This is a genomic window from Acinetobacter sp. C26M, assembly GCF_023702675.1.
Lineage (GTDB): Bacteria > Pseudomonadota > Gammaproteobacteria > Pseudomonadales > Moraxellaceae > Acinetobacter.
This window is the reverse complement of record NZ_CP098478.1, coordinates 728,565-748,122: the sequence shown is the minus strand read 5'-3', so window position 1 is coordinate 748,122 and position 19,558 is coordinate 728,565. Positions and strand designations below refer to the sequence as shown.

Sequence of the window (19,558 nt, the reverse complement as noted above, 5' to 3'; positions counted from 1 at the left end):
CCGATATTTAAAACTATGTTTTTCAACATATTTTAAATGGTCGGAGCAGTAGGATTCGAACCTACGACCCCCTGGTCCCAAACCAGGTGCACTACCAGGCTGTGCTATGCTCCGATTTCTTTTCAGCTTTTATTGTATCGCACATCGTGCGGTACGGTGTGCATTCTAGGCTTGACGTTGCATCACGTCAACACCTAGTTTTAAAAAAAGTGATTTTTCCTTATCAAATGTATATTTAACAAGCATATTAACGCTTTAGCGAAGCACTAAAGTTCAACATTCGATCTAAAGGTAGTTTCGCACGTTCTGCCAAGGCTGGATCAACGTGTATTTCTTGATCAGCATGTTGTAATACATGCAAGATACCATCAAGTTCATTCATCGCCATCCATGGACAATGTGCACATGAACGACAAGTTGCCCCCTCACCTGCGGTTGGTGCTTCAAATAACTCTTTATCTGGTGCCGCTTGCTGCATTTTATAAAAAATGCCTCGATCCGTTGCCACGATCATTTGCTTATGCGGTAAAGTCTGCGCTGCTTTGATCAGTTGCGAGGTACTACCAACAGCATCCGCAATATCTACCACCGATTCAGGTGACTCAGGATGGACCAATACAGCTGCATCTGGATATAACGCTTTCATCTGCGCAATCCCACGCGCGCGGAATTCTTCATGCACGATACATGCGCCATCCCACAACAACATTTCCGCGCCTGTTTTCTTTTGAATATAGCGACCTAAATGCTGATCTGGTGCCCAAATAATTTTTTCACCCAAGCTATCTAAATGCTCAATGATCTCTACCGCACAGCTTGAAGTCACTACCCAATCGGCACGTGCTTTGACTGCTGCTGAGGTATTGGCATACACCACCACGGTATGATCTGGATGTTGATCACAGAATGCACTGAACTCATCTACAGGACAACCCAAATCAAGCGAACAGGTTGCTTCCAATGTTGGCATCAACACCGTTTTTTCAGGTGATAAGATTTTTGAGGTTTCCCCCATAAATTTAACCCCAGCAACCACCAATGTCGTTGCTGGATGATCACGACCAAAACGCGCCATTTCTAATGAATCAGAAACACAACCACCTGTCAGCTCTGCAAGCTCTTGCACGTCAGGATCACAGTAATAGTGTGCCACAAGTACTGCATTGCGTTTTTTAAGCTCTGCTGCGATTTGGGCAAACTTTTCTTGTTTCACTTCTGGGCTAAGACTGTTGTCCTTAGGCTCACCCAAACGATCTAAATGCGTCTGCACAATATTTTTGGCTTCGTTCGCAATTAAATTCGCATTATTCATAAAACGTCTTCTCTATCCTGCGTGCTTGCATCACTGCAAACTTTTAACGTGGGTAATAGGCGATCATTTGGGATAAATCACCTCGTCCACAAACCAGCTTATAAAAAAAGCCCCACTGTGGAGGCTTTATTATAACGCAAATTTATGAGCGATAATCGGCATTAATTTTGACATAGTCATAAGAAAAGTCACAGGTATAAACCGTGTCTTTTGCTGTACCACGACCGAGATCAATACGAATGCTAATTTCCTTCTCTGCCATCACTGCTGCACCTGCTTCTTCGGTATAGTCAGGGTTTGCACCACCATCCAAGCAGATTTGTACATCACCAAGCCAAACTTGAACTTTGCTGCTATCTAGGTTTGGCACACCCGCCTTACCAATTGCCATCACAATACGTCCCCAGTTTGGATCTGAAGCGAATAAAGCCGTTTTAATGAGTGGCGACTCAGCAACGCTATAGGCAACATCACAACATTCTTGAGTATTGGCTCCGCCTTCAACCAGAACCGTGATGAACTTGGTTGCACCCTCACCATCACGTACGATCAATTGTGCCAAACGATCCATAATACGAGCAAGTACCTCTAATACTTGCTGATAACGTGCATCCTCTTGGCTCTGGATTTCAGCACCACCGGCTAAACCTGTCGCCACAAAGATACAAGAGTCATTAGTTGAGGTATCGCCGTCAATGGTAATGCGGTTAAATGAATGCTCAACCGTGGTTTGCAATAGGTTTTGTACCAGTTCATGGCTAATCGGGGCATCGGTTGCCACAAAACTCAGCATAGTCGCCATATTCGGACGAATCATGCCTGCACCTTTACTGATTCCCGTCATGGTATAGGTCACACCATCCAGCTCAAACTGTTCAGATGCACCTTTCGGTGTAGTGTCTGTGGTCATGATGCCAGATGCAGCATCTACCCAACGATCTGCATTTAAATCATTTAATGCTGGTTGAATGCCTTGTACTAAACGTTCAATTGGAAGTTGCTCACCAATCACACCAGTTGAAAACGGTAAAATCTGATTGGCTTGAACACCCGTTAATTCAGCTAACTTGACACAAGTCGCTTCTGCATTTTTATAGCCTACCGTACCTGTTGCAGCATTGGCATTACCCGTATTGATGATCAGGTAACGTGGTGTGTTTTCTGCCAAATGCTTTTTACTCAATTGAACTGGAGCTGCTGCAAAGGCACTTTGAGTAAACACCCCTGCAACATTTGAGCCTTCAGCAAATTCAAAAATGACTAGATCTCGTCGATTTGGATAACGTACATACGCCTCAGTTGAGCCAATTTTTACACCCTGCACCACATGCATAAGTGGCATTGTTACGTCACCAACAGCCATTTTTAAACTTCCATTCAATTTGTTATGAAAAAGAAAATGAATACATACCCTATATTTGAGACTCGGAAAGGTCATCTACAACCTGCGTGGTATTTGTAATATCCCGTTTCTGCGATAGATAAAACAAATGCAACAAGTGAACAGGTTTTGTAGATGACAATGCCTTTGGTTACTTTGGGCGAAACCAAAGTAACTCGAACCGAAGGTTATTCCTAATATTGAATTACACTAAGCAAGACACCGCCTCGCTAATAACTGAGTTACGGTTCAAGTCATAAAATATGTCGATTCATATCTGTTAAGTAGCTTATTCCAAAAAGAAATGAAAATCGAGTATTAACACTACAGATTATGGAATTTGGCTTTGCTCTAAACTCAGTAAAATCTGCTTCTTATCCAAACCACCTGCAAAACCCACCAAAGCCCCACTCGAACCAATCACCCGATGACACGGCGCAATAATCGAAATCGGATTCTTACCATTAGCGGCTCCAACCGCACGTACGGCTTTTACATTACCCAACTGAATGGCAATGTCTTTATAACTGCGTGTTTCCCCATAAGGAATCGTCAATAAAGCCTGCCAGACCTGCTGCTGAAACGCAGTCCCCTGAAAGTCCAAAGGCAGATCAAACTGCTGACGTTGTCCTGCAAAATATTGTTCTAATTGTTGTTTAACGCGATGCAGCATTGGATGCTGTAGATCTTCCACTAATTCAGACAGTCGTACCCGCTTATGGTCTTCATTGTCCCACATCACAGCGACAAGTGCCTGATCATGAGCAACCAGTTTTAATGCACCCACAGGAGAATCCATGTACATATACACCAGTTGCATCACGCTCTCCTAAACCATTAATTTGATGATAACTTCATCAGTACAAGACCTGAAACGATTAAGACTGCTGCGATCATGCGCATCGCTGTCATCGGTTCATTCAAGATCAAAATGCCAACAACAAATGAGCCAACTGCTCCTATTCCAGTCCAAATGGTATAAGCCGTTCCAAGTGGAAGTGTCCGCATCGACATCGAAAGTAATACCACACTTAAAATCATGAAAACAATGGTCACGATACTTGGCGTTAACTTGGTAAATCCTTCAGACATCTTCATGGAATATGCCCAAATAACTTCAAAAATACCTGCCAAAATTAAAATTGCCCACGCCATTTTATTACGCTCAACTTTATCAAGTGTCGGGTCGTCCCAACGTGATTTTTTCGAGGGAGGTCGTCCTCCTAGGTGCAGTAGTGTACTGTGGAATTTTAAAAATATGTGATTTGTTCTGTATCTATATTGACTAAGCTTTTGAAAAAATGAAGTTCTTTATTTAATTCTACTGCTGCCAGATAATTTGATCGACCCGCATCAACTCACACGCACCATTGCCCGTATCTTCTCGAGATAAAGAGCTTTTCCAACGCCAACCATCTTTGGCTTGAATCTCAATCAGTGAGCCTTTTAAATACACCAAATCATCTTGTTTAATTTTTTTCATTTGTGCTGCAATTGTGGCATTGGCTGGTACAAGATGCATATTGGCACTGTGTGTTGCAATCTGCTGAAGTGAGATCGGAGGCTCATGATCGATAGACCAACGATACCAACGGTTACTTTGAGAAATATCAATCTGTTTGTAGACCTGAGGATTGGCCATTTCACCCCAGCCAACGGCAATATCCATAGGAGAAAATTCAGCTTCACGCCCCAAGTTATAGTCTTCTCTTGAAAGCACGCGGAATGAACCTTCATAATTTTCTAATGCTACAACTTGCACACCTTGCTGAGTCGTAATCTGGCTGATATCAGGTGTAGGCTTAATCCATTTTGTCCACAGCATCCAGCCTAGTGCAATCACCAGCAAGCCATACATCCATCTTGGCATGTTACTTATCCCGTTTATTTTGTAAGGCTCTTATCCATTGCTTAAATCGTGCTAAAACAGTTGAAATAAATTGCTGAATCAGACTTAAGAGATTTTCATCTTGCTGCTGATATTTATTCTGAGCGACTTGTGGTTTAGAGGTCGCCAGTTCCATTGGTTCATAATGCGGCATGGTTTGTTGTAGTTCCGCACCAAGATTCAAACGCTGCAATGCTGCCGTAACCTCTGAAACAGGGTCTTGATGATAAAGTGCTAAATGTCGTGCTTCTAAATCGATACAGTGCTCAATCAATAGCTCTGAAAAAGGGATTAATGCTTTCCTCACCCGCTGTGCTTCTACAGGGCTGCTCATATGCGGAATATAATAAAAACTCACATTCATACTGCCATCAGCAGGAATCAGCTCAAGTTGAGATAAAGATGATCTCTCCGTTTTTTCTTTCAGATGGGCATGCGAGTTTGTTTTATCTGTTATTGCATTGTGTTGTTGTTCTAAAGCCATTTATGCACCATGAATGACTCAAAAAAGATACTGTTAGTATAAACCAACAGTATCTCGAAAAAATGACATTTTAAACAAAATATCAGAACTTTAGCGAAAGGCCAGCACCATAGACCCAACCCGTTTTGGAGTCACTGGCGGTTTGCCAATTGGTCTCTTTACGTCCTTTACTATAGCCATAACCAACATCAATAAAAGGCATGACTCGGTTCTTGACGATTTCATAACGGGTTTTAATCCCTACTTCTGCATCAGCAAGACCTGTTTTGGCGGCATACTTCGACTCATCTCGAATGACCCATTCCATTTCCAGATAAGGCTGCATAATCAACTTTTGAGTCAATAATAAATCGCGCTCAGTTTCGAGTACAAAACGCCATTGCTGATCTTGCCCGAAATAAACATGTGCATCTGTTTCAAAGAAATAAGGTGCCATACCATGTAAACCCACAACACCTTCGAATTGTTCCTTATCTAACTCTCGCTCAGCGTTATAACGGTAATTCACACCGGCCTGTACATCCCAGAAGTCAGCAATATTACGACTATAAAGTGCCGCAAGACTCTGTTCAGACTTTTCTGATTCAGCCTTGGCATAATCCGCAATGATGAATAATTTATTTTCATCGGTTCCAACCCAAGTTTTTAATTTGGATTTGAGCGTGCCCTGTCCATCTTCATCAAGCAGCCATTGTGTATCTAGCTGTGTTGCCTGATAGATTTGTCCACCATGCTCCTTGTAATGGTCAGCATGTTCATCTTTATTTTGTGTGTGCACAGAAACAGTTGAACTCTGATGTTGCGAATGATCCATAGAGGTATTCATTGGCATACTAGATTTGGCTGGCATATCCATTTGCATCATCTGGTCATGTCCTTCATGCGCATACGCAAATGCACTCAAAGAAGTAACCACACCCCCCATCGCCAGTAATTGCGTATAACGCTTCATTTTCGAAGATAGCTTAGTGATTTGCATGGCTCACTCCTTGTGAAGATTGAACAGATGTTGCTGGTACTGCTTTGCTTTCATCAACATTTGCGACAATTAACTTACTCATCATGCCCGCACTCATGTGATACAACAAATGACAATGGATTGCCCATTCGCCAATTTCATCCGCAGTCAACAAAGTTGTAATTGTTTTGCCTGGTGGCACAATAACAGTATGTTTATTTGGCATATCTTGCGGTGCTTGACCATTTTCCAATTGCATAAACATGCCGTGTAAATGCATCGGATGCGCCATCATACTGTCATTGACAAACTTAAGACGAATACGCTCACCATAACGAACGGTTAAAGGCTTAAAGTCAGGATCACTAAATTTCTTCCCATCAATGGTCCAGATATAACGTTCCATGGTGCCGCCCAAACGAATCACCAATTCACGCTCTGCAGGACGGCTATAGCTGTCAGGTTGTGGTTGTAATGATTTCAAGTCTGCGTAACTTAAAGCTTTATGACCTGTTGGTGTTGCAGCATTGGCCCAACCTTGAACAGTATCTGAATTTCCTTTTTCAGGAGAAGCCACCATCTGGTGCTGGCTATGGTCAGAACTTACTGGAACAGACATATCCATCTGAGCATGTGCACTGTGGTCCATATCAGCCATGTTCATCTGCTCATGCGAGCTATGATCCATCGCTGCTTGTTGCGTCGGTGCAACTTGGGCTTTATCCTGTGGCATCTGATGCTGACTATGATCCATATTGGCCATATTCATTGACTGATCTGAGCCATGATCCATGTTGCTCATATCCATCTGACCATGCGAAGCATGATCCATCCCCATATCTTCCATCGTCAATAGTGCACGTGGACGTGCTTTAGGGATCTGAACCTTTTGTGTATTCGGAATCGCGCTATTGTGCAATGAAGCAATTGCAAATCCAGAACGATCAATTGACTCTGCTTCAATTTGGTAATGCGCCTGCTTAGGTTCCACCAACACATCATAGGTTTCCGCTGTACCAATACGGAACTCATCCACTGGAACAGGCTTCACAGGCTGACCATCGGCACTGACCACAGTCATTTTTAAATTTGGAATACGTACATCAAAAAAAGACATTGCTGAGGCATTAATAAAACGCAAACGAACCTTTTCGCCCGCGTTAAAAGCGCCTGTCCAATTCTGCTGTGGTGTTTGACCATTGACTAAATAGGTATAACCCGTCACATCTGCCAAATCAGTTTTGGCCATTCGCATCTGATTCCACATCGAACGGTCTTGCCACGTCGCTTTGAGACCTTGCTGTTTTATCTGTTTCCAGACATCGCCAACAGTTTCACGTTGGTCCTGATAATGCTCAGCAGACTTTTTCAGATTCGCCATGATCTTGTCACTTTCGGTTTCATGGAAATCTGACAACATCACCACATAATCACGTTCAGCCTTTTCATGTGCAGCGACGGGCTGTTTGCCTTTCGGATAAATTACCAAAGCGCCATATAAGCCATCTTGCTCCTGTCCTTTGCTATGTGCGTGATACCAGTAAGTTCCGTTCTGGCGAACTTTAAAACGATACTCAAAACTACCATTCGGTTTAATGCCTTTGAAACCGTTAAAACCAGGCACACCATCCATCAAACCAGGTAACAACAATCCGTGCCAATGCAGTGAAGTGTCTTGATCTTTCAATTGGTTATGCACATGAATGACCGCTTCATCACCTTCTTCAAACTCTAAAAGCGGCGCAATAAATTTGCCGTTTACAGTGATGCGCTTCACTGGTTTTCCAGTGACATTCACCGTGCCTTGATTGATATTCAGATGATATTCTTTAATTGCAGCCAAACTATAAGGTGCAAACAATAGGCTTAAGCTAGCAATGACACCAGCATATATTTTTGAGGACATGATATTTTTCCTAATCTGTTAACTTTTCAAATTGCTCGTTTCTCTGGGATATAGAGAAACAGCCTGTAAAGACAGATCAGGTTCTAGGAGGGCGTAAAATCTCTTGCCAATAGCCAGCAAGATGTCGAGCCTGATAGGCCGTATTAATATGCGTACTGAGCTCTAGAAAAGGTGAAGAGGACAGACTTGGTGTCTGTTGATCCACAGCAAGATTAACCGTTTGGCAATGTGAAGAACTATTGCAGTCCTGACAGTGCACTGTATCTTGCATCATTCCTTCATGACATTTCACAGAATTACCCGAATGGGCATGTGGCATTTGATGATGTTGATCCATCATTTGCTGGTCATGACAAGACATGGTTTGAAGTGTTGTAGAGGTCGTTTGATCAGATTGAAGGGTTTGAACTGCTGCAACAGCCACACTGCTTCCCCCGATGAAAAATATCATCAGGAATACAAACCACAGATGTTTGTATTGCTTGCGGAGTTGCACTTAATATTCCTTGTTTCAATCATCAAAAATTAATTTAGTCTGCTTAGCATAATTTCTTTTATGGTTATACACAATGATCTGTGTGTTTGAATTTCGATAAATTCATCCCCAACCCGCCTCAAACTGCTGTTTTATCAAACGAATCGACACTTCGACATCGATGGGCAAAAACAAAGCAAAATGAAGAAGTTAATGCACAAAAAAAGGACAAAAAATTGTCCTTTTTTCATCATTTTGTTGTGAATATAAACAACTGAAATCATTTTGTTTATTTTAACAACATCTTATCCACCTGCTTATCAACATGGTTATCCACCCAGTTATAAACAAAGTTATCCACAAGCTTATGTGAAAAATAGGATGAAAACACTAAATTTCTGTTGCACCAACTTTTGCCAACTCTGCACGCATTTGGTCAATCACAGTTTTATAATCGGGTTGACCAAAAATTGCTGAACCTGCAACGAACATATCGGCACCTGCTTCGGCAATTTCACGGATATTTGCCGGACCGACACCACCATCAACCTCTAAACGAATATCACGACCACTCGCATCAATAATTTTGCGTGCTTGACGCAGCTTTTCCAAAGTCATCGGAATAAATTTCTGCCCACCAAAACCAGGGTTTACGCTCATCAATAAAATTTGATCCACTTTATCTAAAACGTAATCAAGATGATGTAACGGCGTTGCTGGATTAAAAACCAAACCTGCTTTCGCACCGCCAGATTTGATTAACTGCAAAGAACGATCAATATGATCCGTTGCTTCAGGATGGAAAGTGATAATGTCTGCACCTGCTTCCAAGAAATCACCGATCATACGATCAACTGGTGAAACCATAAGATGCACATCAATCGGTGCTTTAATGCCATAATTTTTCAGTGCCTTGCAGATACCAGCACCAAAGGTTAGATTCGGCACATAGTGGTTATCCATCACATCAAAGTGCACAACGTCTGCACCTGCAGCTAAAACTTTTTCTACATCTTCACCTAAACGTGCAAAATCAGCAGATAAAATCGAAGGCGCAATTAAATAAGGCTTGGACATGGACGACCTGGCAAACTCTGAGAAAATAATGCCTTGATTATAACAAACTTAGACCGCCTAAGTCTGTTACAAAGTCATTATTACGGCATTGCAAACTTGCAACACCACGTTGCATCTAGGCTATTTTTATCTGTTGCAAGCTTTGCTATGTTAATCGTTAGAACAAGAGGATGACTTTGAATGACCAATAGCAGCACTAAAATCACGACAAATGAAGGAAAACGGATCAGTAAACGTTTAGTGAATCACTGGAAGCATAAATTTGAAGTATTAGAGACTGAGCTGCATTCAAAAATTTTCATGCCGACAGCAACGGTAACTCTTACGCCACATGAACAACACTTAGATGTGCTGATTGAAAATCAGCAAGAAGATGTTGCTCGTCTAGAACAGGTGGTTATTGATCATTTAAATCGTATGGCACAACAAGAATTTATTGTTGAATGGCAGCATCATTAAAAAAAGAAGCTCATATGAGCTTCTTTTTTTAACCTGCAACTTTTTCCAGTTAAATTGTATGGATATGGAACTGTAAGCAATCATTTTTAATCCAAAAGCTATCTAATTTTTGAAAAATACCTAATGTCATATCTTTATCAATAAGCCATAACGTTGAAGTTAAGGTGGTATGCTGAAGCGTTCATCCCAAACGACTTGCTAGAAGCGCATTGAAAGCTCATGAAGACTTTCCGCAGCTCGCTTTTTTGCATAAATACATGCATCATTTGGCTCAATTTTTTCAAGCTCCTCTTTGCTAAGATGAAAGTATTCTTCAGCTAAGTGAGTTAGAGAGTTGATTACTCTCTTATCATTGCAATCAAGCTCTCCAAGTGTCCATGCTACATCATATTTTACCCAATCATCTTCATCTTCTATCTTTTCAAGGAGGTAGCCGATATATTTTAAAGATGAATTCTGTCCCATGAAGCGAATAGCAGTGACGATGACCCTACGCACAAAAGCATTTTTATGAGCTTTGAAAGCCTCAATTATTTTGTGTGAATCTTCTGTCGACTTAAGATCAGCAATTTCTCGTGATAAAGATATAATGTCTATTGGAAATGCAATTTCAGACATTCCAAGAATTTTTATTTTGTAAGTTATTCTAATTCTCTTTATTAACTCAGCCATGGGTACTAAAGCTCCTACCTACAGTTATATGGCATAACTACCATATAATTTAAAAAAGATATCGCACAGTTTTACTTCTAATTTAGCAGTATTATTCTACCCAACAATTTAACCCACATAATCAAACAGGCTACAAAATAGTCTTACTGCTTTTCTAACTGAATCGCATGAAATTGCAGATGATCATCAATAAAACTTTGAATAAAGTAATAACCGTGGTCATAACCCTTATGTAAACGCAAAGTCAGATGTTGGCCAACATCCAAGCAGGCTTGTTTAAAGTTTTCAGGGTTTAATTGATCATAAAACTGATCATCCACACCTTGATCAATCAAAATTTCATCGAAAATTCGGCCGTTTTGTTGAACCAATGCAGTCGCATCATGCGCTAACCATTGCTGTTGATCTGCTCCTAGATATTGGCTAAATGCCTTTTCGCCCCAAGGACAAATACTTGGTGCACAAATCGGAGCAAAAGCAGAGACTGATTTAAATTGGTCAGGATATTTAAACGCCAAGGTCAAAGCACCATGCCCACCCATCGAATGTCCAAAGATACCAATTTGACTTTCGATGATTGGAAACTCTTGTAATACATGGGCATACAGTTCATCTACCAAATAAGATTCCATTTGGTAATGTTCAGCCCAAGGCTGTTGCGTCGCATTGATATAAAAACCTGCGCCTTGCCCAATATCCCAATGATCCCCTTGTGCAACACCTTCACCGCGTGGAGAAGTATCAGGCGTAATCAAAATCAGACTTAATCGAGCAGCCATCCGTTGGGCATGTGCTTTAATGGCGAAGGTATCTTCAGTACAGGTTAAACCTGCCAGATAAAACAAGGCTGAACATGCTTTTCCTTCTAAGGCAGCAGGCGGTAAATATACCCCAACCTTGCTCGTCCCTTTCAGATGTTGAGATTCAAGCTGATAAATCCGTTGCTCACCCTCAAAACAACGATTTTTTTGCAGTAGCTGCATGTTCATCATCCTGTGTTTTTGTAATATCTGTGGTTGCTATATTCTGTGTTGGGAATAAATACGGCTCCAGCTGCGGTAGCATGAGTTCCATATTACGTCCCATAGACCATTGTGGTTCAGAAGGCTCTACACCTTGTGCCACCTCCCACTTGGTCACGGTTTGTTTGGCTTGCTCAAATGCTTTTTTCATTGAATATTGTTCACGCATTGCCAAATCAAAGAATGCTCGACCAAAATAAGTATAGTCTGCCTCATTGTTACAGCCAAACGAGGTTTTATCCGCAGCAGAAGCGGTAATAATTAAGGTATCAGGTGATTGCAATGCTGGAATAAAGCTACCTGAATAACAGGCTGAAATCACGATCACTCGCCAACGAATCCCAGATTTATCCAGTGTTTCTCTTAACCATTTTGGATCAACTTGACCTAAATCCAAGGGCGCATTTTCAATTTCAAAATGATTACGTTCACCATGTGAAGTCATATACAGAAACAACACATCGCTATCACGATTCATTTGCTGACCAATACGGCGTAAAGCCAATTCCATACTGGTTTTAGATGCAATTGGCACCTCTAAACGCGTCGCTGGATTATTAATCAGCATAATAGAACGACCAAATGTTCCAAAACGCGTATCAAACTGCTCTCTTATACGCTCAATTTCAGATTTAAACACATCCACATAGCTATCGCCTGCCACACCCATAAAATACCAGTGGCTTTTAGCAATATCACCATATTGAATTTGATCAAGTGCTTTATCTAGCAAATGGCTTTGTGCGTAGAAAGCATCTTCGGCAAAACTAGGCGGTGTTTCTTCGACTTTCCAAATCGGCTGATCTTTCACTGAAAGTTGCCAAACCACCATGGTCGCAATGGTTGCTACAAAAACTAAGGCACGTTCCCACCACGGCCAGTTTAAGGCGCGTGAAAAAACCCAAATGACAGCCAGACTTTGCCAAACAAATAGCCCCACAAACAATGGCGGTAAGAAACCGTTATAAATACTATCAGGAATAAAGTTGAGATAGCCATTTGAGCCAAGATACTGAATGATGCATTGTAAAAGCAAAATATTGGTATCAAGTACTAACCACAACAACGCAGGCACCAACATCAAACGCGGTTGGTTCATACGTTGCGAAAGGAAAATACCCACAATGAGGGCAATAAAAGGCCAAAGTGCGTAACCAATCAAACCTTGCGAGTTAAACTCTCCGACTTGACCTGCCACTAACCAGCTATACAAAGAGTTAGTACAGCCTCCGAGAATACCCCAGATAATGAGTTGGGTAATTGAAGGATGTACTACCCGTAAGGAGCGACGAGACCCCAAGAACAACCACATTCCAGCAATTTGGTTACTTTTAAAATCATGCCAGATATTGATGGAGGGTTTAAGGTCTATCATAAAATTCTTCGGGAGTTTCTCTTTTCAAGCCTAAACTGAAAATATGCCATTCTCATTCTAGTCATGGAATGGACAGTACTTTTCCTAAAAAACGCGATGCGCGACTGTAGTGTAAGCTCGACAAGAATTTTTTAGCAATCATGCTTTTGCACTATATCACAAATCTTTACTGAGCATTGACGCAAGCCAAACAATCATCTCATTTTGAGTTAAATTTTACCTTTTGGAAAATATGCATCAAAACGACATGCATCACCTAGCCATTGATGATCAGGCGTTTGATTTGCCAGATAAACTGCATGTCTTGGACGTTTCACAATCACGCGCTTGGCAATCTGTTGCGCTAAATGCAATAGCTGATCACCTAAATCCATTTCCCCATCTTCTGGCAATAACATATGCAATAATTGCATCTGCTTTTTGACTTGTGCCTGTTTCTTTACAGCCTGCTGATTTTGATCACGCTGCGGGAACATTGGATCTAAATACACCACATCCACCTGCTCGCCTTGCTGACCCAACTGCTGTAAATAAGTATTTGAATCTGCAAAGACTAGTTGAATCCGCTGCATAGATGTTTGTAGGAAAGGATCTTGCTCAGCATGGGCTTTACTATATTCCAGTAACACAAACAGAATCGGATGACGTTCAACCAAACGTACATCTGCACCAAGATAGGCCATGAGTAAACTATCATGACCTAAGCCAGCAGTCGCATCAATTAATGTTGGCTTCTCACCCAGTTGACAGGCTCTGGCAATCATTTCAGATTTTAAACTGGCTCTTTTTAGACGAGGAATTTCCGCGCGCCAATCAGGTTGCATTTTCATCCCATTGGCTGCGAGACTAAGCCCGTCTTCATCCAAAACCAATGCCATGTCAGGATTCAAACGTAAAAACCGTGCATTAATTTTTTCAACCACCTGCCCGTTGAGCTGTACATTCAGCTCAGCCAAACGTGTTTGCAATTGCAGAAATTGCTGCTCACATTCCGCTGGACACCAACATCGCATTTGCATTACCAATGCACCCAACCTGTCCACCATGTTGCCAAGATAAATAAGCCAAACACAATACGATAGTATGCAAATGCGGTGAAGTCATGCTTAGATACATAACGGATCAAAGCGCGAATCACCACCAAAGCTGAAACAAAGGCAACAATGATTCCAACAGCTAACACTGCCATATCATTACTGTGCAACTCATGGCGCATCTTGTACATATCTAATAAGCCTGCACCCATCAGCACTGGAATCCCTAAAAAAAAGGAAAACTCAGCTGCCGCTTTGCGTGATACGCCTAAAAATAATGAGCCAATAATGGTCGAGCCTGAGCGAGAAGTCCCTGGAATCAAAGCCAAACACTGAATCAAACCGATTAAGGTCGCTTGTTTAAAACTGAGATCATCCACTTCTTGAGTAACGATCTGATGTGGGCGACGCTCTGCCCATAAAATAATAAAGCCACCGACAATCAAGGCTATTGCAACAGTAATCGCATTAAATAAATAAGCCTTGACCACATCACCGAAAGTCAAACCAATAATCACAATTGGAATCGAGGCAATAATCAGATTCAGGCTTAAACGGCGGCCTTGCTCTTGTCCTGTGAGTGCACCAATCAGCGCCCCCCACAATTTACCCCAGTATTCATAAATAACCGCTGCAATCGCACCAATCTGAACAGCCACGGCAAACATATCTCTTTTTTCAACAGTCCAAAAATCAAGTAATTGACCTGTTAAAATAAGATGCCCTGTACTTGAAATCGGTAGAAACTCAGTAATCCCCTCTACCAAACCCATGATCGCTGCTTTAAATAGCAATAAAAGATCCATAATTAACCTTAATTCGCCTTACCTTGTTCTGGAATTTTTTTCCAAGCATCATCACGTAAGTACACTGGCAATGCATGTTCAGCATCTACCCATTTTTGTTGTGCAGCGTAAACGCGTGCAATCGCTGCAATATCCTGTGCTGTTGCCTTGATGTCTACATTTAACGTGTGCGCATTGGAAGCCGCTTCTGAGTCTATTTCAGTTGGCTTAATTAATTCTGAACCAGAACCAATTACGGTAAATTTACAATATGCAGACGCTTGCTCATAACCTAATAACTTTTCATCATCAATCGCCTGCATCATGCCCTGCTCATCAAGACTAAAATTGGCAATATAGACTTCTTGCATACGTGCATCGAGAACAGCCGTCACCTGCTCTAAGCCATTGAGACGATAGGCCGCCTGTGCCAAAGCCTGTAGACTTGATACAGGAATCACTGGTAAATCCTGAGACCACGCGAGTGCCTGCGCTACAGCCGCATTGATACGAACACCACTAAACGAGCCCGGTCCACGACTAAATGCAATTGCGGTTAAATCCGCCAATTGAGTTTTTGTTTGTAGTAAAGCTTGTTCGGTTAAAGGCAGAATCGTTTGGGTTTGTGCTTTAGTCCGCTCATCCAACTGAAAATACAGCTCTTGAGTATCATCAATTAATGAAACCGAACACTGCTCATTTGCAGTTTCCAATGCAAGCAACTTCATGCAAAAACCTTAGCGAAAAAAGAGATAAAAAACGTCGAGTATGATACTCCACTCAAACGCGATAGGCGAGTTATTGTCTTTTTATTGCCATAAAAAAGCCAAGCATAAACTTGGCTGATTAATTTGAAATGATTAGAACTGAAACGGCTCTAAATCTAAGAATTTTTTATAATGTTCCGCATAATGTAAGGCACTTAAACGTAATCGTGCAGCGCCCTGCTCATCCAATGTTTTCACCACTTTACCTGGTGAACCCATCACTACAGAATTATCTGGAATCACTTTCCCTTCAGGAATCAGTGCATTCGCGCCAATAATACAGTTCTTGCCAATCACTGCATTATTGAGGATTACAGCATTCATACCAATTAAGGAATTATCACCAATCGTACAACCATGCAGCATCACCTTATGTCCAATCGTGACATATTCGCCAATATTTAACTCAATACCCGCATCGGTATGCAGCACTGCATTTTCCTGAATATTGGAAAAGTTGCCAATTCTTATCACATAATTATCGGCACGAACCACAGCACCAAACCAAATACTCACCTGACGACCCAATTCTGCTTGACCAATTACTGTTGCTGTTGGAGCAACCCAACCATCCCAAGGTTCATGTAACGCTTTTGGACTCAAGCCCTGATAGGTATACATCATGATAAATAACTCTTAAAAAATTAGAATTTAGATAAACCAAAATGAGGCGGATTCACCAAGAATGGCCAATTTTTTTGATAGCCCAACCCATATTGAAATAAAGAAATTAACATGCGAGCTGTAAGTCCCCACACAATTTCACTTTCTACCTGCATACTTGGAAAATAAAGCGACTGTCGTGCCAAGCGAACTTCATAAGGCAAAGGGGGAGCATCCATCAACTCTTGTAATGGCGCAAAAAAAATTCGATCAATTTCTGTAGGTTGAGCAATTAAATCGACTTGAGCGGGTATTAAGCCCACAATGGGTTTGACAGATAAACCACTTCGTGCGCGCTGTATGGGTAAATCACCCAAAAGTTTGACATCAAATGGATTCAGCGCAGTCTCTTCCTGAGCCTCACGCAAAGCAACGACGATATTACTGGTATCACTTGGGTCACGTTTTCCCCCAGGAAAAGACACTTCTCCTGCATGTTGAGACAGCTGCATAGAACGGCGGGTTAGTAAAACTTTTGGTTGAATTTCTTGGGTAATTGCAATCAAAACTGCAGCATCCGCCTGCTGGATTCGTTTGGAAAAACGCAACCGTTGTTGTAAAAGCTGTATTAACGATGGTTCTTCCATATGACTCTTCTCTTTTTCTCTTTTTCCTTAATCAACATCATAGCCGAATTTTTCAGTGCAATCATAGATCATGATGCGAAGTCATCAAAATTCAGTTATGCTGAGCTATCTCTACAGCCGATGATAATTATGAGCTTTTGCGTTGCATGTGGACATCAGACTGAAGCAAAAATTCCACTAGGTGATCATAAATCAAGACTTGTCTGCACTCATTGTGGCAACATTCACTATGAAAATCCCAAGGTCATTTGTGGCGCATTAGCACTGTGGGACGATAAAGTTTTGCTGTGTCGTCGGGCAATCGAACCTCGCTATGGTTTATGGACTTTACCTGCAGGTTACATGGAACTATTTGAAACCATGGAGCAAGGTGCTGCAAGAGAAACTCGCGAAGAAGCTGAGGCTGAAGTTGAGATCGAACAACTATATTGTATGTACAATATTCCGCGTATTGGACAAATTTATGTACTTTTTAAAGCACAATTAAAACAGGGCTTGTTCGGTGCTGGTGAAGAAAGCATTGAATGCCGTCTATTTGAAGAACATGAAATCCCTTGGACAGAACTGGCATTTCCTAGTGTAGAACAGACACTTAGACATTATTTTTCTGATCGTAAAAATGGCGAATTTCCAACACATTTAGAAACGCTAGGGACAAGACTAGATCATACAGGCTAAATAAAAAGACCGCATCTGCGGTCTTTTTATTTTTACTTATGACTTTATTTTAATGGCATTACATGCTGGGATTTTTTGATCCGCAATTTTAATACTCACTGTACCAGATGCACGTTTCGCCAATGCACGCTCTTCATCAGTTGGCTTCACATATGCATTCCTTGCTGTATCATCTGCTAACTCATCATAAACTTTTATATATGATGCCTGAGCTGCAGCATAAAAATTTGCCCAAGGTACAGTACTATTAGAAAAATCTGTTAGGTTAATTCCCGTTGCTTGTCCATTTAATAAATTATGAATATTGATTTTAGCCCCGGTAGTTTCCGTGAGGTTCAAACCAAACATATTGCCATCAAGCATTCCAAACTTTGGATTAGACAAAATCATACGTACTGTAATTGACTTATCATTTGTTGAAAATAATGTCGCACCAGTTGTACCAATACGATATTGTGTTTCACCAAATTCATCTGTGATTGTACCATCTGCATTTTTTGTCTGTGTTCTTGCACAATTACCTGACATATCTGTGGAGGTAGAATCTTTTTTAATATCAGTACGAATATCACCATGCTCATCAATCATAATTCCGATATCGACTGCAGGAAATGTTGTATCTTTATTAAATTTAAATGTCAAAGTTGCATACAGTGGAAAAAGGTATGGTTTTCCAGCTTTAACATTCGCCTCAGTCTGGAAAATATTTTTGTCTAAATAACTTGCTGGATTCACTCTAAAAATATCAATGGTTCCTTTATAAGCATTACCATCAATCGTTTGCTGCCACACACCTAAGCGACTACTATCAACCGTGTCCGTATCCTTGGCTTTTACCAACTGTTTATAAACTGCTTCTGTACCAGCAATCGTATTGCCATTCATCAATTTACCTTGATTAATCAGTACATCATCTACTGCATTTGCAGTTAAGCTTAAACGTAAAGGTTGGTTTGAATTTATATCTTGGCTAATAGAATTAAACCACGCATTTTGCGCATTAATCTGCATCTTAATTGGTTTAACCTTGGTTGTTAGAATATATGGCAACGTTACATAATTACCTATTAGCGACGCAGAACCACGCCATTGTTGACCAGAACCAAGTGTGTAACCCTGACGGTCAGAGAGTAAAAAGAAACGTCCCATAGAATGTAATAAGCTACTGCTTGCCTTCATACAATCCAAATAGACGGCTTTATTACACCCAAAGAAACCATCTGGTCGTACGCCACTACCACTCAGGGTCTGAGTAACCGTACCATCGCTACCTGCTTTGTAAATTGGTAAATCTGCTTGCCAAATTCCGGCATTGCTCAAATTTAAAAGTTGAGTCACCATTGTAAAGGCTTGCTCATTAGAAACAGGGCTTACATCCAACCAAGGTTTCAAAATATCAACATATTCACCACTCGCGAGTTCAGCAACCCCAACATCTTTGCTTATAGCAGATAATTTCTGCTTTTTCTCATCACTAATTGCTGTTGGTTGAATATCTCCTACAACATTATGGTCTTGCTCTAGTCCAACACTTTGAAAAATTTTCACTAATGCCATAGCAACACGTATGGTTTCATCATTTATATTTAATGAAGCTTGTTTACCCGTAAGAGCAGCAGCGAAGTCTATAACACGGATACGTGGATACAATGCTAATTTAATTTTAGAAATATTATCTAACTGAATAGTGCCTAAACTAATTTTTCGAGGACTCTGGGCACCTTGAATATAAAAAGTAACACTGTCGCCTAATTTACAAGCGCCTGTAACAATATTACCATCCAATTTTGTTGCAAAGTGATTGACCTTATCACTACTACAATCAAAGTTTAACCCAGCAATAGGATAGTCCAATACAAACTGTAGACAATCATCTGCTGTCACATTACAACTCGTATTCGAGGTAACCCCTGTTACACCTTTTGTTGGATCTTCATTGATTTTACTACTTTCACCACCACAACCATGTAACAGAATAGCCAAAGTTGAAAATGCAAATGGCAATAATATTTTTTTGTTCATCATTGGTTAATCC

The 19,558-nt window shown here is 41.0% G+C and carries 21 protein-coding genes and 1 tRNA gene; 2 read left to right on the top strand and 20 right to left on the bottom strand.

The window, feature by feature from the left end; translation table 11 throughout:
* Positions 1 to 37: 37 nt before the first annotated feature.
* The 11 genes from NDN11_RS03510 to rpe all read right to left on the bottom strand — a co-directional run bounded on the left by NDN11_RS03510 (position 38) and on the right by rpe (position 9,481).
* Positions 38 to 114: transfer RNA gene (locus tag NDN11_RS03510), tRNA-Pro, on the bottom strand.
* A 133-nt stretch (positions 115 to 247) separates the two neighbouring features.
* Entirely contained in the window at positions 248 to 1,312 is a 1,065-nt protein-coding gene (nadA, locus tag NDN11_RS03505) for a quinolinate synthase NadA (RefSeq protein ID WP_005151304.1), read from the bottom strand.
* Positions 1,313 to 1,454: 142 nt separating this feature from the next.
* Positions 1,455 to 2,675: a bifunctional glutamate N-acetyltransferase/amino-acid acetyltransferase ArgJ gene (gene argJ, locus NDN11_RS03500; protein WP_251110782.1), complete on the bottom strand. Its 1,221-nt coding sequence runs from the start codon at positions 2,673 to 2,675 to the stop codon at positions 1,455 to 1,457.
* A 349-nt stretch (positions 2,676 to 3,024) separates the two neighbouring features.
* Positions 3,025 to 3,513: a methylated-DNA--[protein]-cysteine S-methyltransferase gene (locus NDN11_RS03495; protein WP_251110781.1), complete on the bottom strand. Its 489-nt coding sequence runs from the start codon at positions 3,511 to 3,513 to the stop codon at positions 3,025 to 3,027.
* Between the two features lie 17 nt (positions 3,514 to 3,530).
* Positions 3,531 to 3,848 (bottom strand): DMT family transporter, encoded by a 318-nt coding sequence (locus tag NDN11_RS03490; RefSeq protein WP_167247898.1) that lies wholly within the window; start codon positions 3,846 to 3,848, stop codon positions 3,531 to 3,533.
* Between the two features lie 166 nt (positions 3,849 to 4,014).
* Complete coding sequence (locus NDN11_RS03485; RefSeq protein WP_251110780.1) at positions 4,015 to 4,563, bottom strand: hypothetical protein; 549 nt, start codon at positions 4,561 to 4,563, stop codon at positions 4,015 to 4,017.
* Between the two features lies 1 nt (position 4,564).
* On the bottom strand, positions 4,565 to 5,065 hold the full coding sequence (locus NDN11_RS03480) for a cobalt transporter (RefSeq protein ID WP_251110779.1): 501 nt from the start codon (positions 5,063 to 5,065) through the stop codon (positions 4,565 to 4,567).
* Positions 5,066 to 5,147: 82 nt separating this feature from the next.
* Positions 5,148 to 6,044 (bottom strand): copper resistance protein B, encoded by an 897-nt coding sequence (locus NDN11_RS03475; RefSeq protein ID WP_251110778.1) that lies wholly within the window; start codon positions 6,042 to 6,044, stop codon positions 5,148 to 5,150.
* On the bottom strand, positions 6,031 to 7,929 hold the full coding sequence (locus NDN11_RS03470; protein ID WP_251110777.1) for a copper resistance system multicopper oxidase: 1,899 nt from the start codon (positions 7,927 to 7,929) through the stop codon (positions 6,031 to 6,033). Before NDN11_RS03470 ends, NDN11_RS03475 begins: the two co-directional genes overlap by 14 nt.
* Positions 7,930 to 8,005: 76 nt before the next feature.
* Positions 8,006 to 8,425 (bottom strand): hypothetical protein, encoded by a 420-nt coding sequence (locus NDN11_RS03465; protein ID WP_167247893.1) that lies wholly within the window; start codon positions 8,423 to 8,425, stop codon positions 8,006 to 8,008.
* 369 nt (positions 8,426 to 8,794) lie between these two features.
* Positions 8,795 to 9,481 carry a ribulose-phosphate 3-epimerase gene (gene rpe, locus NDN11_RS03460; RefSeq protein WP_251110776.1) on the bottom strand — a complete coding sequence of 229 codons (687 nt, stop codon included), beginning with the start codon at positions 9,479 to 9,481 and terminating at the stop codon, positions 8,795 to 8,797.
* 180 nt (positions 9,482 to 9,661) lie between these two features.
* Here rpe and NDN11_RS03455 point away from each other — a divergent pair, with 180 nt between their 5' ends.
* On the top strand, positions 9,662 to 9,940 hold the full coding sequence (locus tag NDN11_RS03455) for a DUF2218 domain-containing protein (RefSeq protein WP_167247892.1): 279 nt from the start codon (positions 9,662 to 9,664) through the stop codon (positions 9,938 to 9,940).
* 198 nt (positions 9,941 to 10,138) lie between these two features.
* Here the strand turns inward: NDN11_RS03455 and NDN11_RS03450 are convergent, their stop codons facing one another.
* The 8 genes from NDN11_RS03450 to NDN11_RS03415 form a co-directional block, all read right to left on the bottom strand.
* Positions 10,139 to 10,612, bottom strand: coding sequence for a VHS/ENTH/ANTH domain-containing protein (locus tag NDN11_RS03450; RefSeq protein ID WP_251110775.1), 474 nt, complete (start codon positions 10,610 to 10,612; stop codon positions 10,139 to 10,141).
* Positions 10,613 to 10,755: 143 nt separating this feature from the next.
* Positions 10,756 to 11,595: an S-formylglutathione hydrolase gene (fghA, locus tag NDN11_RS03445; RefSeq protein WP_251110774.1), complete on the bottom strand. Its 840-nt coding sequence runs from the start codon at positions 11,593 to 11,595 to the stop codon at positions 10,756 to 10,758.
* Positions 11,564 to 13,009, bottom strand: coding sequence for a C13 family peptidase (locus NDN11_RS03440; protein WP_251110773.1), 1,446 nt, complete (start codon positions 13,007 to 13,009; stop codon positions 11,564 to 11,566). Before NDN11_RS03440 ends, fghA begins: the two co-directional genes overlap by 32 nt.
* A gap of 209 nt (positions 13,010 to 13,218) precedes the next feature.
* Positions 13,219 to 14,028 carry a class I SAM-dependent methyltransferase gene (locus tag NDN11_RS03435; RefSeq protein ID WP_251110772.1) on the bottom strand — a complete coding sequence of 270 codons (810 nt, stop codon included), beginning with the start codon at positions 14,026 to 14,028 and terminating at the stop codon, positions 13,219 to 13,221.
* Complete coding sequence (locus tag NDN11_RS03430; RefSeq protein ID WP_167247888.1) at positions 14,028 to 14,849, bottom strand: undecaprenyl-diphosphate phosphatase; 822 nt, start codon at positions 14,847 to 14,849, stop codon at positions 14,028 to 14,030. The genes NDN11_RS03435 and NDN11_RS03430 overlap by 1 nt, the downstream gene beginning before the upstream one ends.
* Positions 14,850 to 14,857: 8 nt before the next feature.
* Positions 14,858 to 15,556, bottom strand: coding sequence for a tRNA (adenosine(37)-N6)-threonylcarbamoyltransferase complex dimerization subunit type 1 TsaB (tsaB, locus tag NDN11_RS03425; protein WP_167247887.1), 699 nt, complete (start codon positions 15,554 to 15,556; stop codon positions 14,858 to 14,860).
* Positions 15,557 to 15,688: 132 nt separating this feature from the next.
* Positions 15,689 to 16,216, bottom strand: coding sequence for a gamma carbonic anhydrase family protein (locus tag NDN11_RS03420; RefSeq protein WP_251111483.1), 528 nt, complete (start codon positions 16,214 to 16,216; stop codon positions 15,689 to 15,691).
* Between the two features lie 23 nt (positions 16,217 to 16,239).
* Positions 16,240 to 16,845, bottom strand: a complete 606-nt coding sequence (locus tag NDN11_RS03415; protein ID WP_032864536.1) for a CoA pyrophosphatase — start codon at positions 16,843 to 16,845, stop codon at positions 16,240 to 16,242.
* Positions 16,846 to 16,974: 129 nt separating this feature from the next.
* On the opposite strand from NDN11_RS03415, the gene NDN11_RS03410 reads away from it, so the two are divergent.
* Positions 16,975 to 17,523, top strand: a complete 549-nt coding sequence (locus NDN11_RS03410) for an NUDIX hydrolase (protein WP_167247886.1) — start codon at positions 16,975 to 16,977, stop codon at positions 17,521 to 17,523.
* Positions 17,524 to 17,559: 36 nt separating this feature from the next.
* On the opposite strand, the gene filF is transcribed toward NDN11_RS03410, so the two are convergent.
* Complete coding sequence (filF, locus tag NDN11_RS03405; RefSeq protein ID WP_251110771.1) at positions 17,560 to 19,548, bottom strand: putative pilus system protein FilF; 1,989 nt, start codon at positions 19,546 to 19,548, stop codon at positions 17,560 to 17,562.
* Positions 19,549 to 19,558 lie beyond the last annotated feature (10 nt).

What these genes read in the sequence shown, in the direction of transcription:
- filF (WP_251110771.1), bottom strand. Translation starts at nt 19,548, where the DNA reads ATGATGAACAAAAAAATATTATTGCCATTTGCATTTTCAACTTTGGCT.
- NDN11_RS03430 (WP_167247888.1), bottom strand. Translation starts at nt 14,849, where the DNA reads ATGGATCTTTTATTGCTATTTAAAGCAGCGATCATGGGTTTGGTAGAG.
- NDN11_RS03410 (WP_167247886.1), top strand. Translation starts at nt 16,975, where the DNA reads ATGAGCTTTTGCGTTGCATGTGGACATCAGACTGAAGCAAAAATTCCA.
- argJ (WP_251110782.1), bottom strand. Translation starts at nt 2,675, where the DNA reads ATGGCTGTTGGTGACGTAACAATGCCACTTATGCATGTGGTGCAGGGT.
- NDN11_RS03415 (WP_032864536.1), bottom strand. Translation starts at nt 16,845, where the DNA reads ATGGAAGAACCATCGTTAATACAGCTTTTACAACAACGGTTGCGTTTT.
- NDN11_RS03480 (WP_251110779.1), bottom strand. Translation starts at nt 5,065, where the DNA reads ATGGCTTTAGAACAACAACACAATGCAATAACAGATAAAACAAACTCG.
- NDN11_RS03435 (WP_251110772.1), bottom strand. Translation starts at nt 14,028, where the DNA reads ATGCAAATGCGATGTTGGTGTCCAGCGGAATGTGAGCAGCAATTTCTG.
- NDN11_RS03495 (WP_251110781.1), bottom strand. Translation starts at nt 3,513, where the DNA reads ATGCAACTGGTGTATATGTACATGGATTCTCCTGTGGGTGCATTAAAA.
- rpe (WP_251110776.1), bottom strand. Translation starts at nt 9,481, where the DNA reads ATGTCCAAGCCTTATTTAATTGCGCCTTCGATTTTATCTGCTGATTTT.
- tsaB (WP_167247887.1), bottom strand. Translation starts at nt 15,556, where the DNA reads ATGAAGTTGCTTGCATTGGAAACTGCAAATGAGCAGTGTTCGGTTTCA.
- NDN11_RS03440 (WP_251110773.1), bottom strand. Translation starts at nt 13,009, where the DNA reads ATGATAGACCTTAAACCCTCCATCAATATCTGGCATGATTTTAAAAGT.
- nadA (WP_005151304.1), bottom strand. Translation starts at nt 1,312, where the DNA reads ATGAATAATGCGAATTTAATTGCGAACGAAGCCAAAAATATTGTGCAG.
- NDN11_RS03420 (WP_251111483.1), bottom strand. Translation starts at nt 16,216, where the DNA reads ATGTATACCTATCAGGGCTTGAGTCCAAAAGCGTTACATGAACCTTGG.
- NDN11_RS03485 (WP_251110780.1), bottom strand. Translation starts at nt 4,563, where the DNA reads ATGCCAAGATGGATGTATGGCTTGCTGGTGATTGCACTAGGCTGGATG.
- NDN11_RS03475 (WP_251110778.1), bottom strand. Translation starts at nt 6,044, where the DNA reads ATGCAAATCACTAAGCTATCTTCGAAAATGAAGCGTTATACGCAATTA.
- fghA (WP_251110774.1), bottom strand. Translation starts at nt 11,595, where the DNA reads ATGCAGCTACTGCAAAAAAATCGTTGTTTTGAGGGTGAGCAACGGATT.
- NDN11_RS03455 (WP_167247892.1), top strand. Translation starts at nt 9,662, where the DNA reads ATGACCAATAGCAGCACTAAAATCACGACAAATGAAGGAAAACGGATC.
- NDN11_RS03450 (WP_251110775.1), bottom strand. Translation starts at nt 10,612, where the DNA reads ATGGCTGAGTTAATAAAGAGAATTAGAATAACTTACAAAATAAAAATT.
- NDN11_RS03490 (WP_167247898.1), bottom strand. Translation starts at nt 3,848, where the DNA reads ATGGCGTGGGCAATTTTAATTTTGGCAGGTATTTTTGAAGTTATTTGG.
- NDN11_RS03470 (WP_251110777.1), bottom strand. Translation starts at nt 7,929, where the DNA reads ATGTCCTCAAAAATATATGCTGGTGTCATTGCTAGCTTAAGCCTATTG.